Source organism: Marinobacterium maritimum, from assembly GCF_039523155.1.
Taxonomy (GTDB): domain Bacteria; phylum Pseudomonadota; class Gammaproteobacteria; order Pseudomonadales; family Balneatricaceae; genus Marinobacterium; species Marinobacterium maritimum.
This window is the reverse complement of the sequence record NZ_BAAAET010000002.1, coordinates 773734-792674: the sequence shown is the minus strand read 5'-3', so window position 1 is coordinate 792674 and position 18941 is coordinate 773734. Positions and strand designations below refer to the sequence as shown.

Annotated in this window: 1 protein-coding gene (running past one end of the window); it reads right to left on the bottom strand. The window is 60.7% G+C overall.

The genetic code is table 11. The annotated features are described in order from the left end of the window. Positions 1 to 18941: the 5' portion of a VCBS domain-containing protein gene (locus ABD013_RS09970; RefSeq protein WP_343805396.1), read on the bottom strand. 13717 nt of this gene lie to the left of the window's left edge; only the first 18941 of its 32658 coding nucleotides appear in the window; the start codon lies at positions 18939 to 18941; the stop codon falls past the left edge of the window.

Here is an 18941-nt window from a genome sequence, read left to right as displayed (position 1 = left end):
ATCGGGTAGCTCTTGTCGAGCAGATCGATCTCGTACGGAATGTTCAGCATTACCGCATTGGACGCCGCATCGTAGTCGAGGCTGACCCCGAACACATCGGGGCGTGCCGGATCATAGATCGGCAGACCAAAGCTGTCGGCCAGCACTTCCTGCAACTGCCCCACCCCGGTGGCCGGGTTGTTGCCCACCTCTTCGACCGCTCTAGCCAGCTCGACGGCAATGTCGAACATGTCATTGACGCTGAGGTCGATGACCGGGATATCCTGATCCAGGAAGCTGAACGTCTCGAACTGGCTCAGCAGGTTGGAGGCCATGCGCAGACCTTCGATGACCTGTACCCAGGACAGATCGCCGAAGCCGGTCAGCGCATCGGCCCCGATGACACGGACATCGACCGCCTCGGCCAGCGAGACGGCGCCCTTCCATACGTCAATGATCGGTACGCTGATCTCGATCCGCGGATCCACATCCGGCGGCAGCAGGCTCAGGCCACCGGCATCCAGGTTGATGCCGTCGATAATCAGGTTGGCCATCGGCTGGCTGCCGATGGTGTAGTCGCTGTCGCTGAAGGTTACCGGACTCAGGTATTCGCCGAGCAGGCGACGGCCTTCAACGCGCACGCTGGCCACGGCCGGCGCCAGGAACTGAAGCGCACCGGCGGCAATGGTTTCCGTGGTTTTAGTCGTGACGTTGTAGAGCAGCAGATCATCCGACTGAACCCAGGTATGAGACTTGAGGTCGGCCAGCTGCGCACTGGTCAATTTGCCGCTGTTCTCGCTGTTCCACTGGTCGATAGCCGTATCGATGGCCGCATTCAGATCGGCCGCCAGATCGGCCACATCGGTGTTGGTCAGCGTGGACGACGCCAGCAGCTTCACATCCAGCTTGATGGGACGACCTTCATTGAGACTGTCGCTGTCGAGGGTGATGGTCAGGCCCACATCCTCGGACAACACCCCCGTTGCATCGCCATCGGGCGCCGCAATCAGGGTACTGCTGCCGCCAGCTGTCAGGGCAAGGTTACCACGCATGCCCAGCAAGCTGTCCTTCAGCGTAGCGGCATCGATCAGTTCATCCAGATACACCCGGCCACCCGGATTGCCATCCGGCCCGTCCAGCAGGCGTACATTTACGCCGGCATCGATCTGGGCCAGCATGTTATCCATCGACAGGTCGACGAAACCGATGGAGGCACTGCCCTCGAACTGTTCGACGCCCGCTATCAGGCGCGCGCCAATCAGGGCGTCTTCGAGATAGACGGAAACGCCACCCGCCTTGTTCAGCTCATCCGCCACAAAACCGAAATGGCGCACCAGCGGGTCGTGATCCTGGGCGGCAAACTTCAGCGAGGCGACATGCTGACCCAGCGTATTGAGGATCAGTACGGGCTTGCCATCGGCGGCGGTGCCGAGATCAAAGCTCAGCGCCTCGCCCAGATGACTGACCTTGCCCTGCAGCGGTCCCAGTGCGGTGCCGGAAATATCGGCCAGCGCCGCATTGAGCGCATCCTTCAGCGCCTGCGGGCTGTAGGTACCGGCCGCGATACCGACCGTGATGCGGTTATCCCTGGTTGCGGCAGTGGTACCACCGCTGGCCAGGTCATCCGCACCGTCAATGATCAGATCAAAGGCACTGCCATTACTCAGCGTCAGCGAGTTCGGCAGGCTCAGAGGCGACATTTCGATCGGCGTGGTCAGCGAGCCGATGCCCAACCGCGACGCGAACTCGCCGCTGGCGGACACACCGGCTTCAGTGATGGTCTTGCCGTAGAGGGTGAAGGCCAGCTGGTCGTTGTTGCTGTCATCCTGGCCAAGTGCCACATCCACCGCCTGACCCAGGTTCTGGTAGCCGAGACGGCTCAGCGCCGAGTTGGCATGCACGCTCACGCCGCTCAGCGCGGTACGGATATCGGCCAGCAAATCGTTCAGGCTGGTGTTGTCGTTCTGTGATGCGGCACTGACGGTGACGGTATAGCTGTCGCCATCGAAGGTGACCGTGAAGCTGGCGTCGACGGTCGGATTGTAGTCCGGGTTGGCCTCCATGATGGGATCGCCGGTATCCGGATCCGTACCGGTCTGAATTTCGGTATTGGGGTCGTAAGGCTTGGCCGGATCCTGCAGGAACTGGCCGAACGCGGTATCGACGCCGCCAGCCTTGTTACCCAGCACCTCACCGGACATCAGCACGCCGCTGTTGATCTGGAAGTTTTCCGGACGGTTGAAATCCAGGCCAATGGTAGTGGTCAGGTCGACCCCGCCATTGATCGCCAGCAGGCCGGACAGATCCAGCGAGGCCAGCGGATCCAGGTCATCGATATCCAGGCCGATCGGCAGTTCCAGAGCCGGCAGCGACGGTGACAGGCTGACATCGAACATGAAGTCCATCGCCACCGGGTCGAAGCGCGCCGCGATGTTGAAGGTCTCGCCACTGGGCAGCAGTTCGTTGATCGCATCGGCCAGTACCGAGGCGAAATCTTCCAGGGTGTTGAACTTGGGCCCGATTTCGGTTTCGGCTTCACGGCCGCCGAGGCCAAAGCCCAGCGCATCACTGCCGTTGCCGTAATCGGTGGTCGTATCGACCGCCTGCAGGCGATGGAACACCAGCAGGGTCGGCAGGTTGCGCTCGCCCAGGGCTCCGGAGAACTGGATGTCATAGCTGAACGCACTGGCGGTTTCGCCCGGCACAGCGACAACGCTGACCTCGGCGCCGGCGATGGCGCGGTCGCCGGTACTGAAGGCCAGATTCAAGGCCTGCTCCAGTTCCAGCGCCCGTTTTTCGTGCAGGCTGAGGCCGGTGATATCGACACCCAGACCGGTCAGCCAGGTATCCAGTGCCGCCTCATCCGGCAGCACTTCCAGCGGCTCCTGCAGGTTGTAGTAGCTGCCATCCAGCTGCATCACCAGCGAGTAGAGACCACCACTGACATTGTTGAAGGTCAGTCGCTGAACTTCATCCCGCCCGACGGTTTCATCACTTTCCGCACGACCTTCCTGCAGGGTGTAGCTCACCGCCTCGGCACCAGCATAGGCGCGCAGGCCACCGAAGTCAGCGGTCAGCAGCGGGATAGCGGTCTTCGCAAGGGCACCGCTGAAGGTAATTTCGAAAACATTGTTCTGCTGGTCGCTTTCCAGCGCGACCGTCACGCTGCCGGCTGTATCCAGGGCCGTATTGATCGCCTCCTGGATCGTGGCCGCATCGGCATTCGCCGCGATTGCCGCCGTGGTGTAGCTGTCGCCGCTGTCAAACGCCAGTGTCAGGGTATAGCTGCCGGAGACGGCATCATTGACCGTGAGGCGCTGAACAGCATTCAGTCCGGTCGCCTCGCTGCCGACCTGTATGGACTCGGTCAGCACGCCGGTACTCGGAATGATCGCTACATAGGTGAAGTCGTCGACGTTGACCGGACGGATGTTGAGCTTGCCCCAAGTCAGACCGCCGGACATCGGACGCAGCTCGGATGTCCCCACCTGGATCAGACTGGCACGAATCTCCTGCCCTTCGATCTGGCTGGTGGTGGTCGTGGTTACCCCACCAGTGGTCAGGTTCAGCGTTACATTCAGGTTGAGTGCATGAATGGTCTTGCCGGCCAGCTCACCGGTAAAGAGCACATCCCAAAGCTGGCTTTCGCCTTCCGGCGTATCCGCCGCCACCAGACTGACATTGCCGGCACCGACGCCATCAAGCTGCTCCAGCGCGGCCAGCAGCGCCTGCTGGGCCTCGGCAACCGTCATGTTGGCAATATCGACGCTGACGGCGTAAGCGCTGTCATTGGCAAACTTGATCTCAACCAGCTGGCTGACAGTTTCACCGGCGGCGGCAATGACCGGCTCCAGCGCAATCGACTGCAGCGGACTCAGCTGCAGTTCGGCCAGATCCTGGCCCGCCAGGCGCCCGGTAAACTCGATGCTCCAGCGCTGAGGCTCACCGGTAACCTTGACATTGCCCACACCGATCTCGGGCAGGGCTTCCAGAACAGCCTGGAGTTCGGCCGCCGAGGCGGTGGCAGCAAAGCGGTCCGACAGGGTGCCATCGGCACCGAGCTGAACGCGGTAATCGCCCACCGAAGCCCCCAGCAGAATCTCCTGCACCTCATTGCGCAGGTAGGCTTCGCGGATGGTGCCCAGCGACACATCAGGGGTAGTGGCATTGGACAGGTTGGTCACCGACAGTTCGGCCACATCCTGGCCCGCCAGGATGCCGCCAAAGCTGACTTCCCAGCTGCCGGTGCCCACCTGCCTGACGTTGATGTCGAGCCCGTCGATATCGCCCAGACGATCGGCACCGGAGGTGGCGTTCAGCAACGCGGCGCGCAGTGCCGACGCCGACATGTCACTGGACAGGCTACCCGGTGTGATCCAGGTCTTGCCGCCGTAACTCCAGCTCAGATCGAAGCTCGCCGGGTTGGACGGATCGGCATTGACGCTCAGCGTCTGCACCTCACCGGAGGCATTCTGCCCCGGAGTCAGTTCAAACAGCGTCACACCACGAGTTTCCCCTGCCGGCACATAGGTGCTGTTCTTCAGGTTACCGTAGTACACCGTCATGTCCGGGATATCCTGATTGGCCAGGTCACCCTGGAACTCAATCAGGAATTTGGGCGCTGAGCCGTAGTTCGCCTTCTTGCCGGTCGGATCCAGCGGATCTTTCTGCGGGAAGGTCACTTTCACGTTGCCGACGCCGGCAATTTTTTCCAGCGCCTGACGAATCATCTTGGCCTGCAGCGAACCGGTCGGATCCGCAATGTAGCGAATCGGGTCCGTAGTCTGCCCCATCAGCTGCAGTTCGAAAGTGCCAGCAGCATAGCCACTGAAGGCCAGCACCTTGACCTCACTGCCACCGGTAGTACTGAGTTCGGTTTCCGTTACCGACGATGTCGCTGTCGACGGCACGTTCATGCTGTAGCTGAAGTCTTCCGAGGTATAGGCACGGCCGGACACAGCCCCGGCAAATTCGATGCGGAAGCCTTCACCACGACTGCCCGTGATCTGGATATTTTCCGCGACAGTGCCGGTTGCGGTGGCGAAGGTCTGAGCCAGCGCATCAGCAATTTCGATATCGCTCATGTCGGCGGTGATCGCCAGGTTCTGGGTCGCCCCGCCCTTGTAGGACAGCGACAGGGTGCCGGTTGCGGTACCCAGTTCGAAACGCAGTTCAGCGTTGACCGCTTCGCCGCCGGCCTGCTCTTCGCTGACATTGGCGGCGGTTCCGGTTACCGCGGCGCTGCTGGTGCTGCCGGTATCGGTATTGGTGGTATCCGTCGTTGTGGTGTCACTGACCCACTGCGGCAGGCTGTCCTGCAGCTGCAGGGCGCCATTGGTCGCTTCGGAAATGCGGCCACTGATGTAATCCGCCAGCTCGTTGATATGGGTGAAGCCGGCGGTATCCGACTGCAACAGGGTGACGGTATACAGGCTGGGCACCAGGTCGCCCGGGCGCTGCAGCACCAGGTCAAAGGCCAGATCATCGCTCAGGCGCGGAGAAACGATCTCCTCACTGGTCAGGTCAAAACTCAGTACACCCTGCAGTTTCTCGTTCAGCACCTGAGTCCAGCCGTAGGCGAAGTCAAACGCATCACCCAGATCGGTCCCGGTAAACGGAATCGGGATCTGGAACACTTCGGAGTCGCGGAACTGATTCAGGAAGTCACCGATATTGACCAGCATCTGCACCATCATGGCCGGCGTCATATTGGACAGGCTGGCCAGATTGGTCAGGTTCTTCTTCACGATCACCGGGTCGGTGTCCGCAATCAGGTTCATGTCGATCGGCAGGGCTTCACTGCCCCAGTAGACCTCAATGCTCGGATTCTCACCGCCGGTCAGCTTGGTCAGGTCGCCACCGAACAGGTTGGCCTTGAGCGGGAAGTCCGCTTCCGCCCAGATGGTTGCCTCTGCATCGATCAGATCGGAGAAGTTGGCCGCATTTGAGACGTCGCTCAGCGTGACCTTCTGACCAACCGCATCGGCATTGACGCTGTCCTTGAGGTTAACACCAGCATCCGCCACGAAGTGAACGCTGCCGTTATCGATTTCGGCATCCAGTACGCCGAGGGAAACACCGGCATTGAAACTGTCGGTACCCGCGATCACCTGCGCGGAAATATCGCGGGCCTGGAAGAAATAGCTGCTGCCGGCCGTCAGATCCGACAGGCTATCAAAGGCAAGACCGAACGACAGATCCAGATTAACCAGCGCATCCAGATCAATAGTTCCGTCACCCTTGAGCGCAAAACCCAGTTCGTCGAGCCCTGTTCCAAGATTGAACGGCAGGGACAGCATCTTGCCCAGATTCAGTCCCAGATCCAGCGACAGGCCACGCCCCCCACCCTGCTGAGCAGTGGTGACGCGGGCCTGACCGCCGGTCAGGTTGGTGCTGTCGGTGCGCAACTGGGATACGTTGGTAGCGGCCCACTGGCCGGCGAAGGCGATCGCCAGAATGCCGTTATCATCGGTGACTGTCAGGTTTGTTACGTCGGTAAAGAGTGCTCCCAAGGCTGCCCGCAACGCCGTCTGAACATCGGTCGCTGTCGCATCATGTGCGATGCTGGCAGTGGTGTAGTCAACCCCACCCTGAGAGAAGCTCAGAGTATAGCTGCCGCCAGTGGCATCAATGTTCAGGTGCTGAATTTCGTTCTGATCATTAATGAACAAACCACCACCGATGGTAAACGGCCCCTGCTCGGACTCGCCGTACTGGCTGGGCAGCAGTGCTTCCAGATCAGAGTAGACCCCGGTCGCACCAAGGAAGTCACGCAGCCAAGTGATCAAGCCGCTGTAGGTATGATCGCCCGCGCTGGCGTAATAGTCCTCAAGTACCGTGGTGCGGGTTTCATTGCCGCTGGCGTCGACGCTGACCCGCTGGAAGGACAGCACATCACCGAGGGTACGGCCATCTTCGCTCTGGAGCATGTCGCCCAGGCTCTTGTCCAGGAACGGCAGGATAGAATCCAGGAAGCTGGAACCGTCGAGCGCGCCACCAACGGAGGCCACCTTGGCAAAGAGGTCTTCCAGGTTGGCCTTGACCGTGGCCGAGTCGATGCTGACATCGAAGAAGTAGTCCGGCGCAAAGGTGCCGTTGACGATGTTGGACGTGATGGTCAGGACCGGGTTGCCCCAATCACTCACATTGAAACCACCCAGATTCCCGCCCAGCACAAAACGACCCGCCAAAGACATGGCCGGGGTCAGATCGAAAACCCCGTCGAACCCGGCAGCACTCAGATCGCTGAGGGTAATGCGCCCCTTGCCATCGCTGTTATCAGGGTCTTCCGCGGTAATACTGGCGGCTACACGAACGCTGAACTCGCCTTCGGTAATACCGGCATTGGCAAAGTCAGCCGCGCTGAGGATCGCCTCAATATTGAACAGATCCAGCGCCACACCGGTGTCGAAGCGATTCAGGTTGAAGAAGATATCCGAGTCACCCGGCTTCGGCAGCGGGATATCACCGACCGGTGTCGTACCGGTGCGGGTGGCAACAGCAATGCCGGCATCCAGATCCAGCGCCAGTACGAAGCGCCCCAGACCGTCAGCGCCAAGGGTCAGCACATCACCCAGCGCAAAATCGAAACCAAAGTTGAACAACTGATCGATGTTGCTGATCAGGTTGAAGCCCAGAATCACCTCGCTGCCGCTGGTATCGAACATCGGGCTGATGGCGATGCGCGGGCCATCCAACGGCTCATCAAACACATTGTCCAGGACTGCCTGATCCATATTCAGGCTGGTAATGAACTCGGCAGTTGCTGCGCCAAAGCTGGTCAGCGCGTCATAGAAGGCACCGGCGGCAGATCCGATATAACTGCCGATATCCAGTGCCGCCCCCAACAGGCGGGCACCGTCCAGATTGAGCTTGTAAGTACCGTCAATGGTCAATCCATCCCAGTTGCCCAGGGACAGATCCAGACCCGAGAAATTCCAGTCCATGCCGATATTGGGCAGTTTCATGCCACTGAAATCAGCACCTCGGAAGCTGCCGAACTGGAACAGGTCGGCACTCAGACTGGTCAGTGCGGACAGATCCAGGCCAGAGAAATCGACCCAGCCAAAATCCAGCGGCGTCGAGCTGCCACCAGAGGTCCAGGCACTCCTGATATTGGTGAGGAAATTACCGATACCGCTGACACCGGTCAGGTCGATGCCGACAAAATCGGCCCCGCCCAGCGACCAGGTAATATTGCTGTTGAAGCTGAAGTTACCGAAATCGACATTGCGGAAAATACCCGACAGCACGCCGCTCGGCAGCGTCACGTCAGACCAGCGTGAACCGGTCCAGTCCACCGCGCCAAAGGTCGCGCCGGTGAAGTTGACGCTGCTCAGGGTCGACCAGCCCAGCTTCAGGTTGCCAAGGTTGATGCCGCTGAAATCCAGCCCACTCAGGTCCCAGCCGGAGAAGTCGAAGCCGCTCAGGTCGATGCCGCTGGCCCAGGTGGTTGCGCTTCCGGTCGTGGCGCTCGGCAAGGAACCCAGCGAAATGCGTGACAGCATGCCGGTGATATTGGCAAGCGTGCCGGTTACATTGCTCCAGTCCACATCCAGCGCCAGCGCCTTGGACAGGTTAACGCCCGTCAGGTTGCTGCCGTCGAATACCACACCCCGCAGGTTGACACCGGATAGATCGAAGCCGCTCAGATTGACGCCGGAGAAGTCGAGACCGGACAGGTCCCAGCCGCTCCAGTCCTTCACACTCCAGCCGGACAGATCCAGACCGCTGCTCAAACGACTGGCGCTGGACGCCTTTGAGCCGAACAGGCTGCGCAGATCAACATCCACGATCATGCCGGTCAGGTTGGTGTCGATATCGAAACGCAGGTCGCTGCTGAACCAGCTGGACCAGTTCACATCCAGCGCCAGCGCGTACGACAGGTTGGCTCCGGACAGGTTGGAGCCCACCAGATCCGCCCAGCGCAGGTTGGCGCCGCTGAAGTTCACGCCACTCAGGTTGGCGCCACGCAGGTTGATGCGGGACAGATCGAAGCCGCTGAAGTCGGTACCGCTCAGGTCCACACCGGAGAAGTCGACGCCGCGCAGGTCGATGCTGCTCCAGTCGATGCCGGTCAGGATGGCACCGTCGAAGATCGCCTTGCGCAACAGGCTGGCACCGTCAAACAGCGCACCGGTCAGATTGGCACCGCTGAAGTCCACGCCCGACAGGTCGAGGCCACGGAAGTTCGCGCCCGCCAGATTGGCACCGCTGAAATCGAAGTTACGCAGGGCGTCAATGCCCAGCTTGCTGAAATCAAAGCCGGACAGGTCATAGCCGCTCCAGTCCGTCTGACTGGTTGTGAACGGAATGGTCAGATCACGGGAGAGCGCCAGATTCAGCGCTTCGACCAGCCCGGACAGAGACGGGAATTCAGTGGTATAGCTGAAGTCATTCAGGTACACCGCTGCGGCATCACGCAGATTGAACACATCGATGCTGGCCGCCTCACTGCTGTCGCTGTCAAAGCCCAGCAGTTCGTTGACACTCTTGTCCAACCCCGGAATCTTGCCGTTCAGAACCGCATTATCCAGCGCGGAATTGCCGCTGTCGTCGATGCTGCCCAGCAGCTCAAGAATGCTGTCTCTGAGGGTTTCGGTGATACGAACATCCAGGAACAGATCAGGTGACGCCACCTCCCAGTCGCCGGTTTCGGCATTCTGCGAGATCAGTTCAGGCGCACGGAAAATCAGCGTCGGCAAACCAAAGTCATTCAGGTTGAAGCCGGCACCTTCAGCGTTGAGCAGCAAGTTGCCCCGCAGGTTTGAGGTGGTCTGCAGTTCAACCAGATCCGCCCAGGCGGTGCTGCCTCTTTCGGTGCTGGTAATACGGTTCAAGCCGTCATCATTATTTGGATCTGTCAGCGTCAGCTGTGCTGCTGCACGCAGGTCGATCACGCCTTCGCTGACCGACACATTCGCCAGTCCGGCTACGGAGAGGCTGGCATCCAGCTCGCTGACCGCCAGACGCACCCCCGCATCAAAGCGGTTCAGGCGCAGCCAGCTCTCGGAGTCGAGGCTGAACGTGCCTTCGCTGCCACTGGCGATATCGACGCCCAGGTCAGCATTGAGCGCGGCGACCAGACGTGCACTGGCCATCGCCGAGAGGTTGAACTCGGGAGCCAGCTGCTGTGCCTCAGCCGGCAAATCAGCCGTATCGAGCATAAACTCGCGGCTGACTTCTGTATCGATATTGACCTGAAGGTTCAGCCCCAGCGTGATGCCATCAGCATTGATCTGCAGACCGCCCAGGAAACTGAACAGCGGCCCTTCGGCACCCTCGGTGAATACATCATCCAGCGCGAACGGCGCCATGGCCGCTTTCAGCGTTTCAGCGGAAGCCGCATTGAGCCGTGTCAGTTCATCGTAGACGGCACCGCTCAGTGCGCTGGTCAGCGCATCAAGCTGGGCCGCCGCATCGGCTCCTGCCGCTTCAATGTCGGCCAGCACGGCTCCGCGCAGGTTGGCCAGGGTCAGGCTCGCATCGGTCAGAATGGCCCCGGTCAGATCCGCACCCGCCAGGTTCAGGCTATCCAGCACCTTGCCCGTCAGGTCGGCACCTGCCAGATTCGCACGTTCAAAATTGCCTTTCAGTACATCCGGCAGCCCCTGCACATCGGCCAGAGAGGCGGCAATGAAACTGGTCGTGTCATCCAGAATGGCGGTCGCCAGATTGGCACCGGCAAACTCGGTACCGTTCAGGCGAGCACCGGCCAGGTTCAGGTTGCTGAAGTCGATACCGGACAGGTCAAAACCGGACAGATCAAATCCGGACAGGTCAGCCCCCAATGAGCCGGCTGAAGCACCGACGCTCTTCAGCTGATTCAGCAACGATGCCGGATCGGAGAAGTCCAGACCGGACAGTTCCGTCCCGAAAGCAATGGCGTCATCCAACAACGCCTGCACATCAGCCGCGGCGTTCTCAAACTGCGCCTTGTAGATCAAAGCCTGGTCCAGCGTCGCGTTCCCCAGTCGGGTCACATCCAGTACAGCTTCACGCAGACTGGCGCCAGCCAGACTGGCGTTGGTGAAGTCGACTTTCGACAGGTCGAGTCCGCTCAGATCGAAGCCGTCCAGCATATAACCGGACAGATCCGCCAAACCGCTGGTCGGGTCCAGACGGACCGCCGCCAGGTAATCCCCCGCCGCTTTCAGCTCCTTGGCCAGCTCTCCGGTAAACAGGGCTCCGGCCACGCGCGTGGTATTGCTGACAGTGGCACGACTGAAGTTGGCCGCAACCAATGAGGCAGCACTGAGGTCAACACCACTGAGATCGGTATCGGCGAAGACGGCACCGCGCAGGTCCAGTCCGGCCAACAGCAGGCCGGACAGTGTTGCCCCCCTCAGGTTGGCATCGCGCAATACGGCACCGGATGTCACCTTGCCATCGGCACCATAGGTGGCGAATGTCGCTCCGGTCAGGTTGGCGCCGGCGAAGTTAACGCCGGTCAGGTCTGCACCGGTGAAGTTGGCGCCACGCAGGTCCGCTCCAACAAAACTGAAGCCCCGCAGGTCCATGCCGCTGAAGTCGGTCCAGGCCAGCTGGGCACCGGACCAGTCCGATTGCTCCGGGCTGAACGGCATTGCCGAGGCCTTCACCAGCGCTTCATTCAGTGCGGCCGCCAGGCCTCTGATGGTGGCGGTTCCGGTTCCTGTGGTACCGCCAAAGCCCAGCGTACTGCTCTGAAAGTACTGTTCAGCCGCTGTCTGCAGGTTGAACAAGGCCGACAACACACTCTGGTCACCGCTTACGGTGAACAGTTCAGACAGGGTCTTGTTCAACCCCGGGATCACGGTATTGAGGAAGTCGCTGTCAAGTGCACTGTCGCCCACCGACTTGAACTGCTGCAAGACGGACAACAGCTGATCACGGTGTGTTGTGGTCAAAGCGACATCCAGCGTCACAGCAGGCGAGTTGAAACGCGCATTGCCATTGTCGTCGGTGATGAACAACTGATCGGAGTTCACGTTGACAATCAGATTGCCCAGCATGTCGGTGAAGCTGGAACCACCGATAGTGATACCGGGATCTACCTCAACCCGGAAACCGGCATCGAAACGTGCCGCCGGTGTCAGCGTAATGACATTCTTGTACCAGCCGGTCGGATCGGCCGCCTTGAGCGCCGACACTTCAGACAGGCTCAGCTTGCCATCACCACTGGGGTCAGCCAGTCCAACGCGCCCGGCTACGGACAACGCCAACTCACCATCCAGAACCGATACGGTCCCCAGATTGACGACCTCCAGTGTCGCGGTAAAGCCGTAAAGCCCTGCACTCGCACCGACATCAAAGCGGTTCAGTCCCACCAGCACTTCGGTATCGCTGAAAGCCGGAACCGGCAGGTCGCCCACGAGCGTTCCCTGCTTGACCAGCGGCACTTCGACCATTGCTTCGAGATCAAGTGCCACAACCAGTCGAGCCATGGCAGTACCGGACACGTCAAAGCTGCCGAGCGCCGTCAGCGCTTCCATGCCCAGGTCATCCAGGCCAATGGCAAACTCCAGGCGCGACATCAGGTCCTGATTGACCTGAATCCGGAAGCCCAAAGAGACGCTCTCCGTGCCATTGGGTGTAAAACTCGGGGTAAAGGCAAATGCCGGCCCTGACAGCGGTGTGCCGAACACATCGTCGAGCACCACCTCGTTCATGCCCAGGCTGGTCAGGAAACTTGCGCTGAAACCGTCAAAAGCCGTCAGCGCGTTGTAGAAAGCCCCGGCGGCCGATGCCACCAGATTCAGTGCGCCGGCGATATCGGCACCGGACAGATTCGACAGACCGAAATCCAGCTTCGTACTGCCGCTGCCATCCCCGATACTGAAACCGGACCAGTCACCCAGCGACAGGTCCAGGCCGGTGAAGTCCCAATTGCCCGTCAGCAGAGTCGGCAGCGTCATGTTACTGAACGACACGCCCTTGAAGCTGCCGAACTGGAAGGTGTCATTCTCGGCCCCTGACCAGCCGGACAAGTCCAGACCAGAGAAATCGGCCCAGTCAAAGCTGAGTTTGGGCGCATCCGGCAGACTGTCCCAGGCCGACTTCAGGTTGGCAAAGAAGCTGCTGCCACCGCTGACACCGGTCAGGTCGATGCCGACAAAATCGGCCCCGCTCAGCGACCAGGTAATATTGCTGTTGAAATTGAAATTACCGAAATCGACATTGCGGAAAATACCCGACAGCACGCCGCTCGGCAGCGTCACGTCAGACCAGCGTGAACCGGTCCAGTCCACCGCGCCAAAGGTCGCGCCGGTGAAGTTGACGCTGCTCAGGGTCGACCAGCCCAGCTTCAGGTTGCCCAGGTTGATGCCGCTGAAATCCAGACCACTCAGGTCCCAGCCGGAGAAGTCGAAGCCGCTCAGGTCGATGCCGCTGGCCCAGGTGGTTGCGCTTCCGGTCGTGGCGCTCGGCAGGGAACCCAGCGAAATGCGTGACAGCATGCCGGTGATATTGGCCAGCGTGCCGGTTACATTGCTCCAGTCCACATCCAGCGCCAGCGCCTTGGACAGGTTAACGCCCGTCAGGTTGCTGCCGTCGAATACCACACCCCGCAGGTTGGCACCGGACAGATCGAAGCCGCTCAGATTGACGCCGGAGAAGTCGAGACCGGACAGGTCCCAGCCGCTCCAGTCCTTCACACTCCAGCCGGACAGATCAAGACCGCTGCTCAAACGACTGGCGCTGGACGCCTTTGAGCCGAACAGGCTGCGCAGATCAACATCCACGATCATGCCGGTCAGGTTGGTGTCGAGATCGAAACGCAGGTCGCTGCTGAACCAGCTGGACCAGTTCACATCCAGCGCCAACGCGTTCGACAGGTTGGCTCCGGACAGGTTGGAGCCCACCAGATCCGCCCAGCGCAGGTTGGCGCCGCTGAAGTTCACGCCACTCAGGTTGGCGCCACGCAGGTTGATGCGAGACAGATCGAAGCCGCTGAAGTCGGTACCGCTCAGATCCACACCGGAGAAGTCGACGCCGCGCAGGTCGATGCCGCTCCAGTCGATGCCGGTCAGGGTCGCGCCGTCGAAGATCGCCTTGCGCAACAGGCTGGCTCCGTCAAACAGCGCACCGGTCAGATTGGCACCGCTGAAGTCCACGCCCGACAGATCGAGGCCACGGAAATTCGCGCCCGCCAGATTGGCACCACTGAAATCGAAGTTACGCAGGGCGTCCCGGCCAAAGCCGCTGAAGTCATAGCCGGCGAAATCGAATCCACTCCAGTCCTGACGACTGGCATCGAAGGGGATCGAGAAATCCTTGGCAAACAGCTGCTGCAGGGCTTCGCCGAGCCCGGACAGAGTTGGAAACTCGGGATTGATCTCTCGGGTGAAGCGCGCTTCATTCAGATAGGCCTCAGCCGCCTGCTTGAGCTTGAATACTTCGATGCTGGTGGCATCACTGCTGTCGCTGTCAAAGCCCAGCAGTTCGTTAACGCTCTTGTCCAGACCCGGAAGCTTGCTGTTCAACGCATCGGCTGACAACGCGGAGTTACCGGACTCATCAACCGTCTGCAACAGGTCGAGAATCTGCTGTTTCAGGTTGTCGGTAATGCGGACGTCCAGATACATTTCGGGCGTGGCTATCTCCCACTCCCCGGTATCCGCATTTTGCGTGATCAGCTCAGGCGCCCTGAAGATCAGGGTTGGCAAGCCAAAATCATTGAGATTAAAGCCCGCGCCCTCTGCATCCAGCAGCAGGCTGCCGCGCAGGTTGGAAGTCGCGGTCAGCTCAGCCAGCCCGGCCAAGCCACCGGCATTAGTGATTTCAGTGGCCGTCAGTCGGTTCAGGCCATCGTCATTATTCGGATCAGCCAAGGCCACCTGAGCAGCCGCACGCAGGTCGATGACCCCTTCATGTACCTTGATATCGGCCAGCCCGGCAAGCGAAAGGCTGGCATCCAGACCGGTCAGCGCCAGGCGCGCGCCCGCATCCAGGCGATTGAGACGCAGCCATGACTCAGTGTCGAAACTGCCGCCATTGGCAGTCATGTCGACACCGAGATCCGTGTTCAATGCGGCAACAAGGCGTGCCACGGCTGTTGCGGCAAACTCGAACTCCGGCGCGAGTTCACCGGCTTCCACCGGCAGGTTTGTGTGATTCAGCGCGAAGTCCTGTGCCACCTGCTTGTCGATATTGACCTGCAGGTTGAACAGCAGCCCCATACCATCAGCCGAGAAACTCAAGCCGCCCTGGAAGGCAAACAGGGGGCCAGAAGCACCTTCGGTAAAGACCTCGTCCAGTGCGAACGGCGCCATGGCCGCTTCATAGGCGGCACGAGAGGCTTCATTCATGGCTGTCAGGCTGTCGTAAAGAGCACCACTCAGAGCCGATGTCACAGCATCGAGAATCGCGGCCGCATCGGCCCCGGCGGCGGTAACATCGTTGATGACGGCAGCACGCAGGTCTGCACCTGCAAGGCTGGCACCGGTCAACACGGCACCGGTCAGATCGGCGCCGGCCAGGTTCAGGCCATCCAGCACCGTATCGGTCAGGTCTACGCCGGCCAGTGAGGCACGGGCGAAGATGCCCTTGAGCTCGGACGGCAGATCCGCCACACCGGCCAGCGAAGCCCCTGTGAAGTCGGTCGTATCACTGAGAGTGGCTCCGGCCAAAGACGTCCCGTTCAAGTTGGCCCCAGCCAGGCAGGCGCCACTGAGATCGACACCGGTAAAATCGAGACCGCTCAGGTCGGCACCGGACAGGTCATAACCGGCCAGGCTGACGCCTTCCGCCAGCAGCAGTGCCGCGCTGCTCAGGTCGTTGGTGGTCAGATCCGAGGTGTCCACGCTGTCGGCAAACACCAGGGCATCCGCCGCCACGCCCAGCGCTGCATCGAGCTGGGCACCCTGAATGAACGCCTGATCCAGTACCGCATTGGCCAGCTCGGCGCCCTGCAGGTCAGTCCCCTGCAGATTGGCGCCCGCCAGGTTGGCACCGGTGAGGATGGCATCGGTCAGGTCCAGCTGCGACAGGTCAAATCCGGACAGATCGGCACCGGAAAGATCCACCGCCGCACCGGCCAGGTTGAGGGCGTCGGCATAGCCATCGGCACCTTCAAGTTCGGCGAGGGTGCTGGACAGAATTGCACCCTGCACCCGCGTCGTGCTGCTGACCAGGGAACGGCTAAAGTTGGCCGCCACCAGCGACGCAGCCGCCAGATCAGCCCCCGACAGATCGGCCGAGGTAAACAACGCGCCTCTCAGGTCCAGGCCTGACAGGATCGCATCGACCAGGCTGGCCGAGCTGAAATTGGCATCGCGTGCCACGGCCTTGCCGTTGGCATCGCTGAACACCGCCCCTTCGAGGTTGGCACCGGCGAAATTGGCGCCACTCAGATCAGCCCCGACGAAGTTGGCGCCACGCAGGTCGGCACCGGTGAAGTCAAAACCGCTCAGGTCCAGACCACTGAAATCGGTATAGGCCAGCAGTGCTCCGCTCCAATCCGCCTGGGCCGGGTCGAAAGGCATGGCTGCTGCAGACAGCAGGTAATGGTTCAGGGCATCGACCAGGCCGCCCACGGTGGCCGTCTCGCTGCCCGTGTTCAGCGTGGTGGTATCGAAGTATGCCTGCGCCGCTGCCTTCAGGTTGAAGATACGGTTCAGTGTACTCGTGCTGCCATCATCGACGGAGAACAGGTCGGCAAGGGACGCACCCAGCCCAGGCAGTTCGGTGGTGAAGAAATCGTTGTTCAGGACGAAGTCGCCGCTATCCTTGAGGCGATCCAGCGCTGCCAGGATATCATCGGCCAGCGTCTGGCTGAGCTCGATATCGAAGCTGATATCGGGAATGTTCACCAGCAGGATGTCCTGCTGATAGACGAACAGCTGGTCCGTTTCCAGTACCAGTCGCGGCGTACCCAGCGAGGACAGGTCGTAGCTGCCCAGGGTTGCACTCAGCGGCAACTCGGCATTGAGTGAGCCGGAGCCCCAGCTGTCCAGTACCGGAGTCGAGCCCACAGCGGCACGCTGCTCGCTGTCCAGCGAGGATTGATTGATGACAAAGCCGGCTTCGGCTTCCAGCAACAGGGAGCCCTCTGTCACGCCGACGGTGGCAGCGGAACCGAAAACAGCATCACTCAAGCCGACGCTCAGATCCAGACTGTCGGCACTGGCTTCTACACCCAGGGTAAAGGGCTGCATGCGGATAAAACCGCTGCCGGCGGCGTCCGCCGGGCTCAGCGTGGTAAAGTCTTCCAGCTCGACACCGACCGACACAGCCCCGGCAATACGGGCTTCCACATCGACATCGGAGAAGGCGGTCAACTCCAGGCCAGCCTGGGCCAGATCGGCGCTCAGGCTTTCATCCAGCTGCGGCGTGGCAGTCAGTGTTTGTACGGCATCAAAGGAGAGGTCCAGGCGCAGTTCTGACCAGTCATGGAGACCGGCGTCAACACTGAACAGGTCACCGGATACCAAGCCATTCAGTTCCAGCGCCACGGCATCGGCCAGGGCGCCCAGATCCGTGACCCCAGACAGGGTGTCATTGCTGATGGTCAGCAGATCATTGAGGAAGCTGGTGGCCGCCCCTTCAGCGGTCGACAGCGGATCCTGGCTGAAGCCCTCGGCCAGCAGGTCAACCACCGACATGCCCAGCAGCGGCAACTCGGCCGACAGTACAGAGTCGTTGAGCAGATCATCGATCAGGTCGCTCCAGCTGCCCAAGCTTTGGGTCAGCTCGGCCACCATGCTGTTGCCCAGTGAAATATGGCCGGTCAGGCTTTCAACCCCGGACAGGTCATAGCTGCCCTGGTTGCTGACACTGGTCGTGCGATCGGCGTTGCGGGTAAGGGTCACCGGCGCAACGGCATTGAGGAATACGGCCTTGTCCTGGCCCTCGGCATCCGTCACGGATACCAGGCCGGCGCCATCCGTCAGGCGGTATTCGTCACTGCCCTGACCACCGATAATGCTGTAGCTGCCTCCGGTGGCATCGAAGGTGAAGCTGTCCGTTTCCGAACCATCAGCATAATTGACGGTGACCGTATCACCATCCACGGTAAACACCAGGTCCCGGGTCACCGCCGAGAAATCGAGGGTATCCTGCCCCCCGGCACTGGCCGCGGTATCCACCCCCCAATCATCGCCGAACACGAAGCGGTCATCAGCTGCCGTGCCGGTGAATGCCTGGTCAGTGGCATCAGACGTGAAATCCGCCAGCACACCCTGCCAATTGCCTCCATTAAGCAGCATTGCGGCGTCAATAAGGCCGGCCTGCTGCTCCAGATCCCAGTCACCGCCAAGAGCTTCGGAGCCTGTCACATCGTCGGAGGCGGCCACATCGGCGCCGGTCAGATCCGCCAACGCCTGCACCAGCTGTTCGCCCTCGGGAACACCCGCCACGGAACAGCCGTACACCAGAATATCACCCTGCTCTGACAGGGCATTACCCCAGGCGCTCAGCTCATCTCGGTACTGCTCAAGTGAGGACAGGTCGAGTACTGAATCCCCTAAACTGATCTGGCCTGCGCTGCCATGTGAAATCAGGTGAACCGCATCCAGATCCTGATAGCGGCTCAGCCACTGGGCAACCTGCTCCACGCCGTCACTCTGAGCATCCAGATAGACCACTTCGAAACGACTGGTATCAACTGAGGAACCTGCCAGCGCCTGCTGGATCAGCATTTCGGAGTTTTCGACACCTGAATCGACAAAGATGACCTGGTCAACCGACCGGGTCGCTGCCTGATCTTCCGCCGGACTTTGCATGCTGGGTGCGGAGGCCAGGGCCTGCTCGGCTTCCCGGCTCAGATCGATCACGGACTCCTGCTGCTGATCAGGTGTCGGCGGAACCACCATCAGGTCGCCCGACAACAGGTAGCGCGGCTCCATCGGCTCGATAACACTGGTCGGGGTGCGCTGAGTCACCACAACCTGAGTTTCCAGGGACTTGCGAATCATGCCCTGCCACTGTTTCAGTGCCAGCGTACGCAGGTGTCCTTTCCTAAAGCCCTTGAGTGCACTACCCAT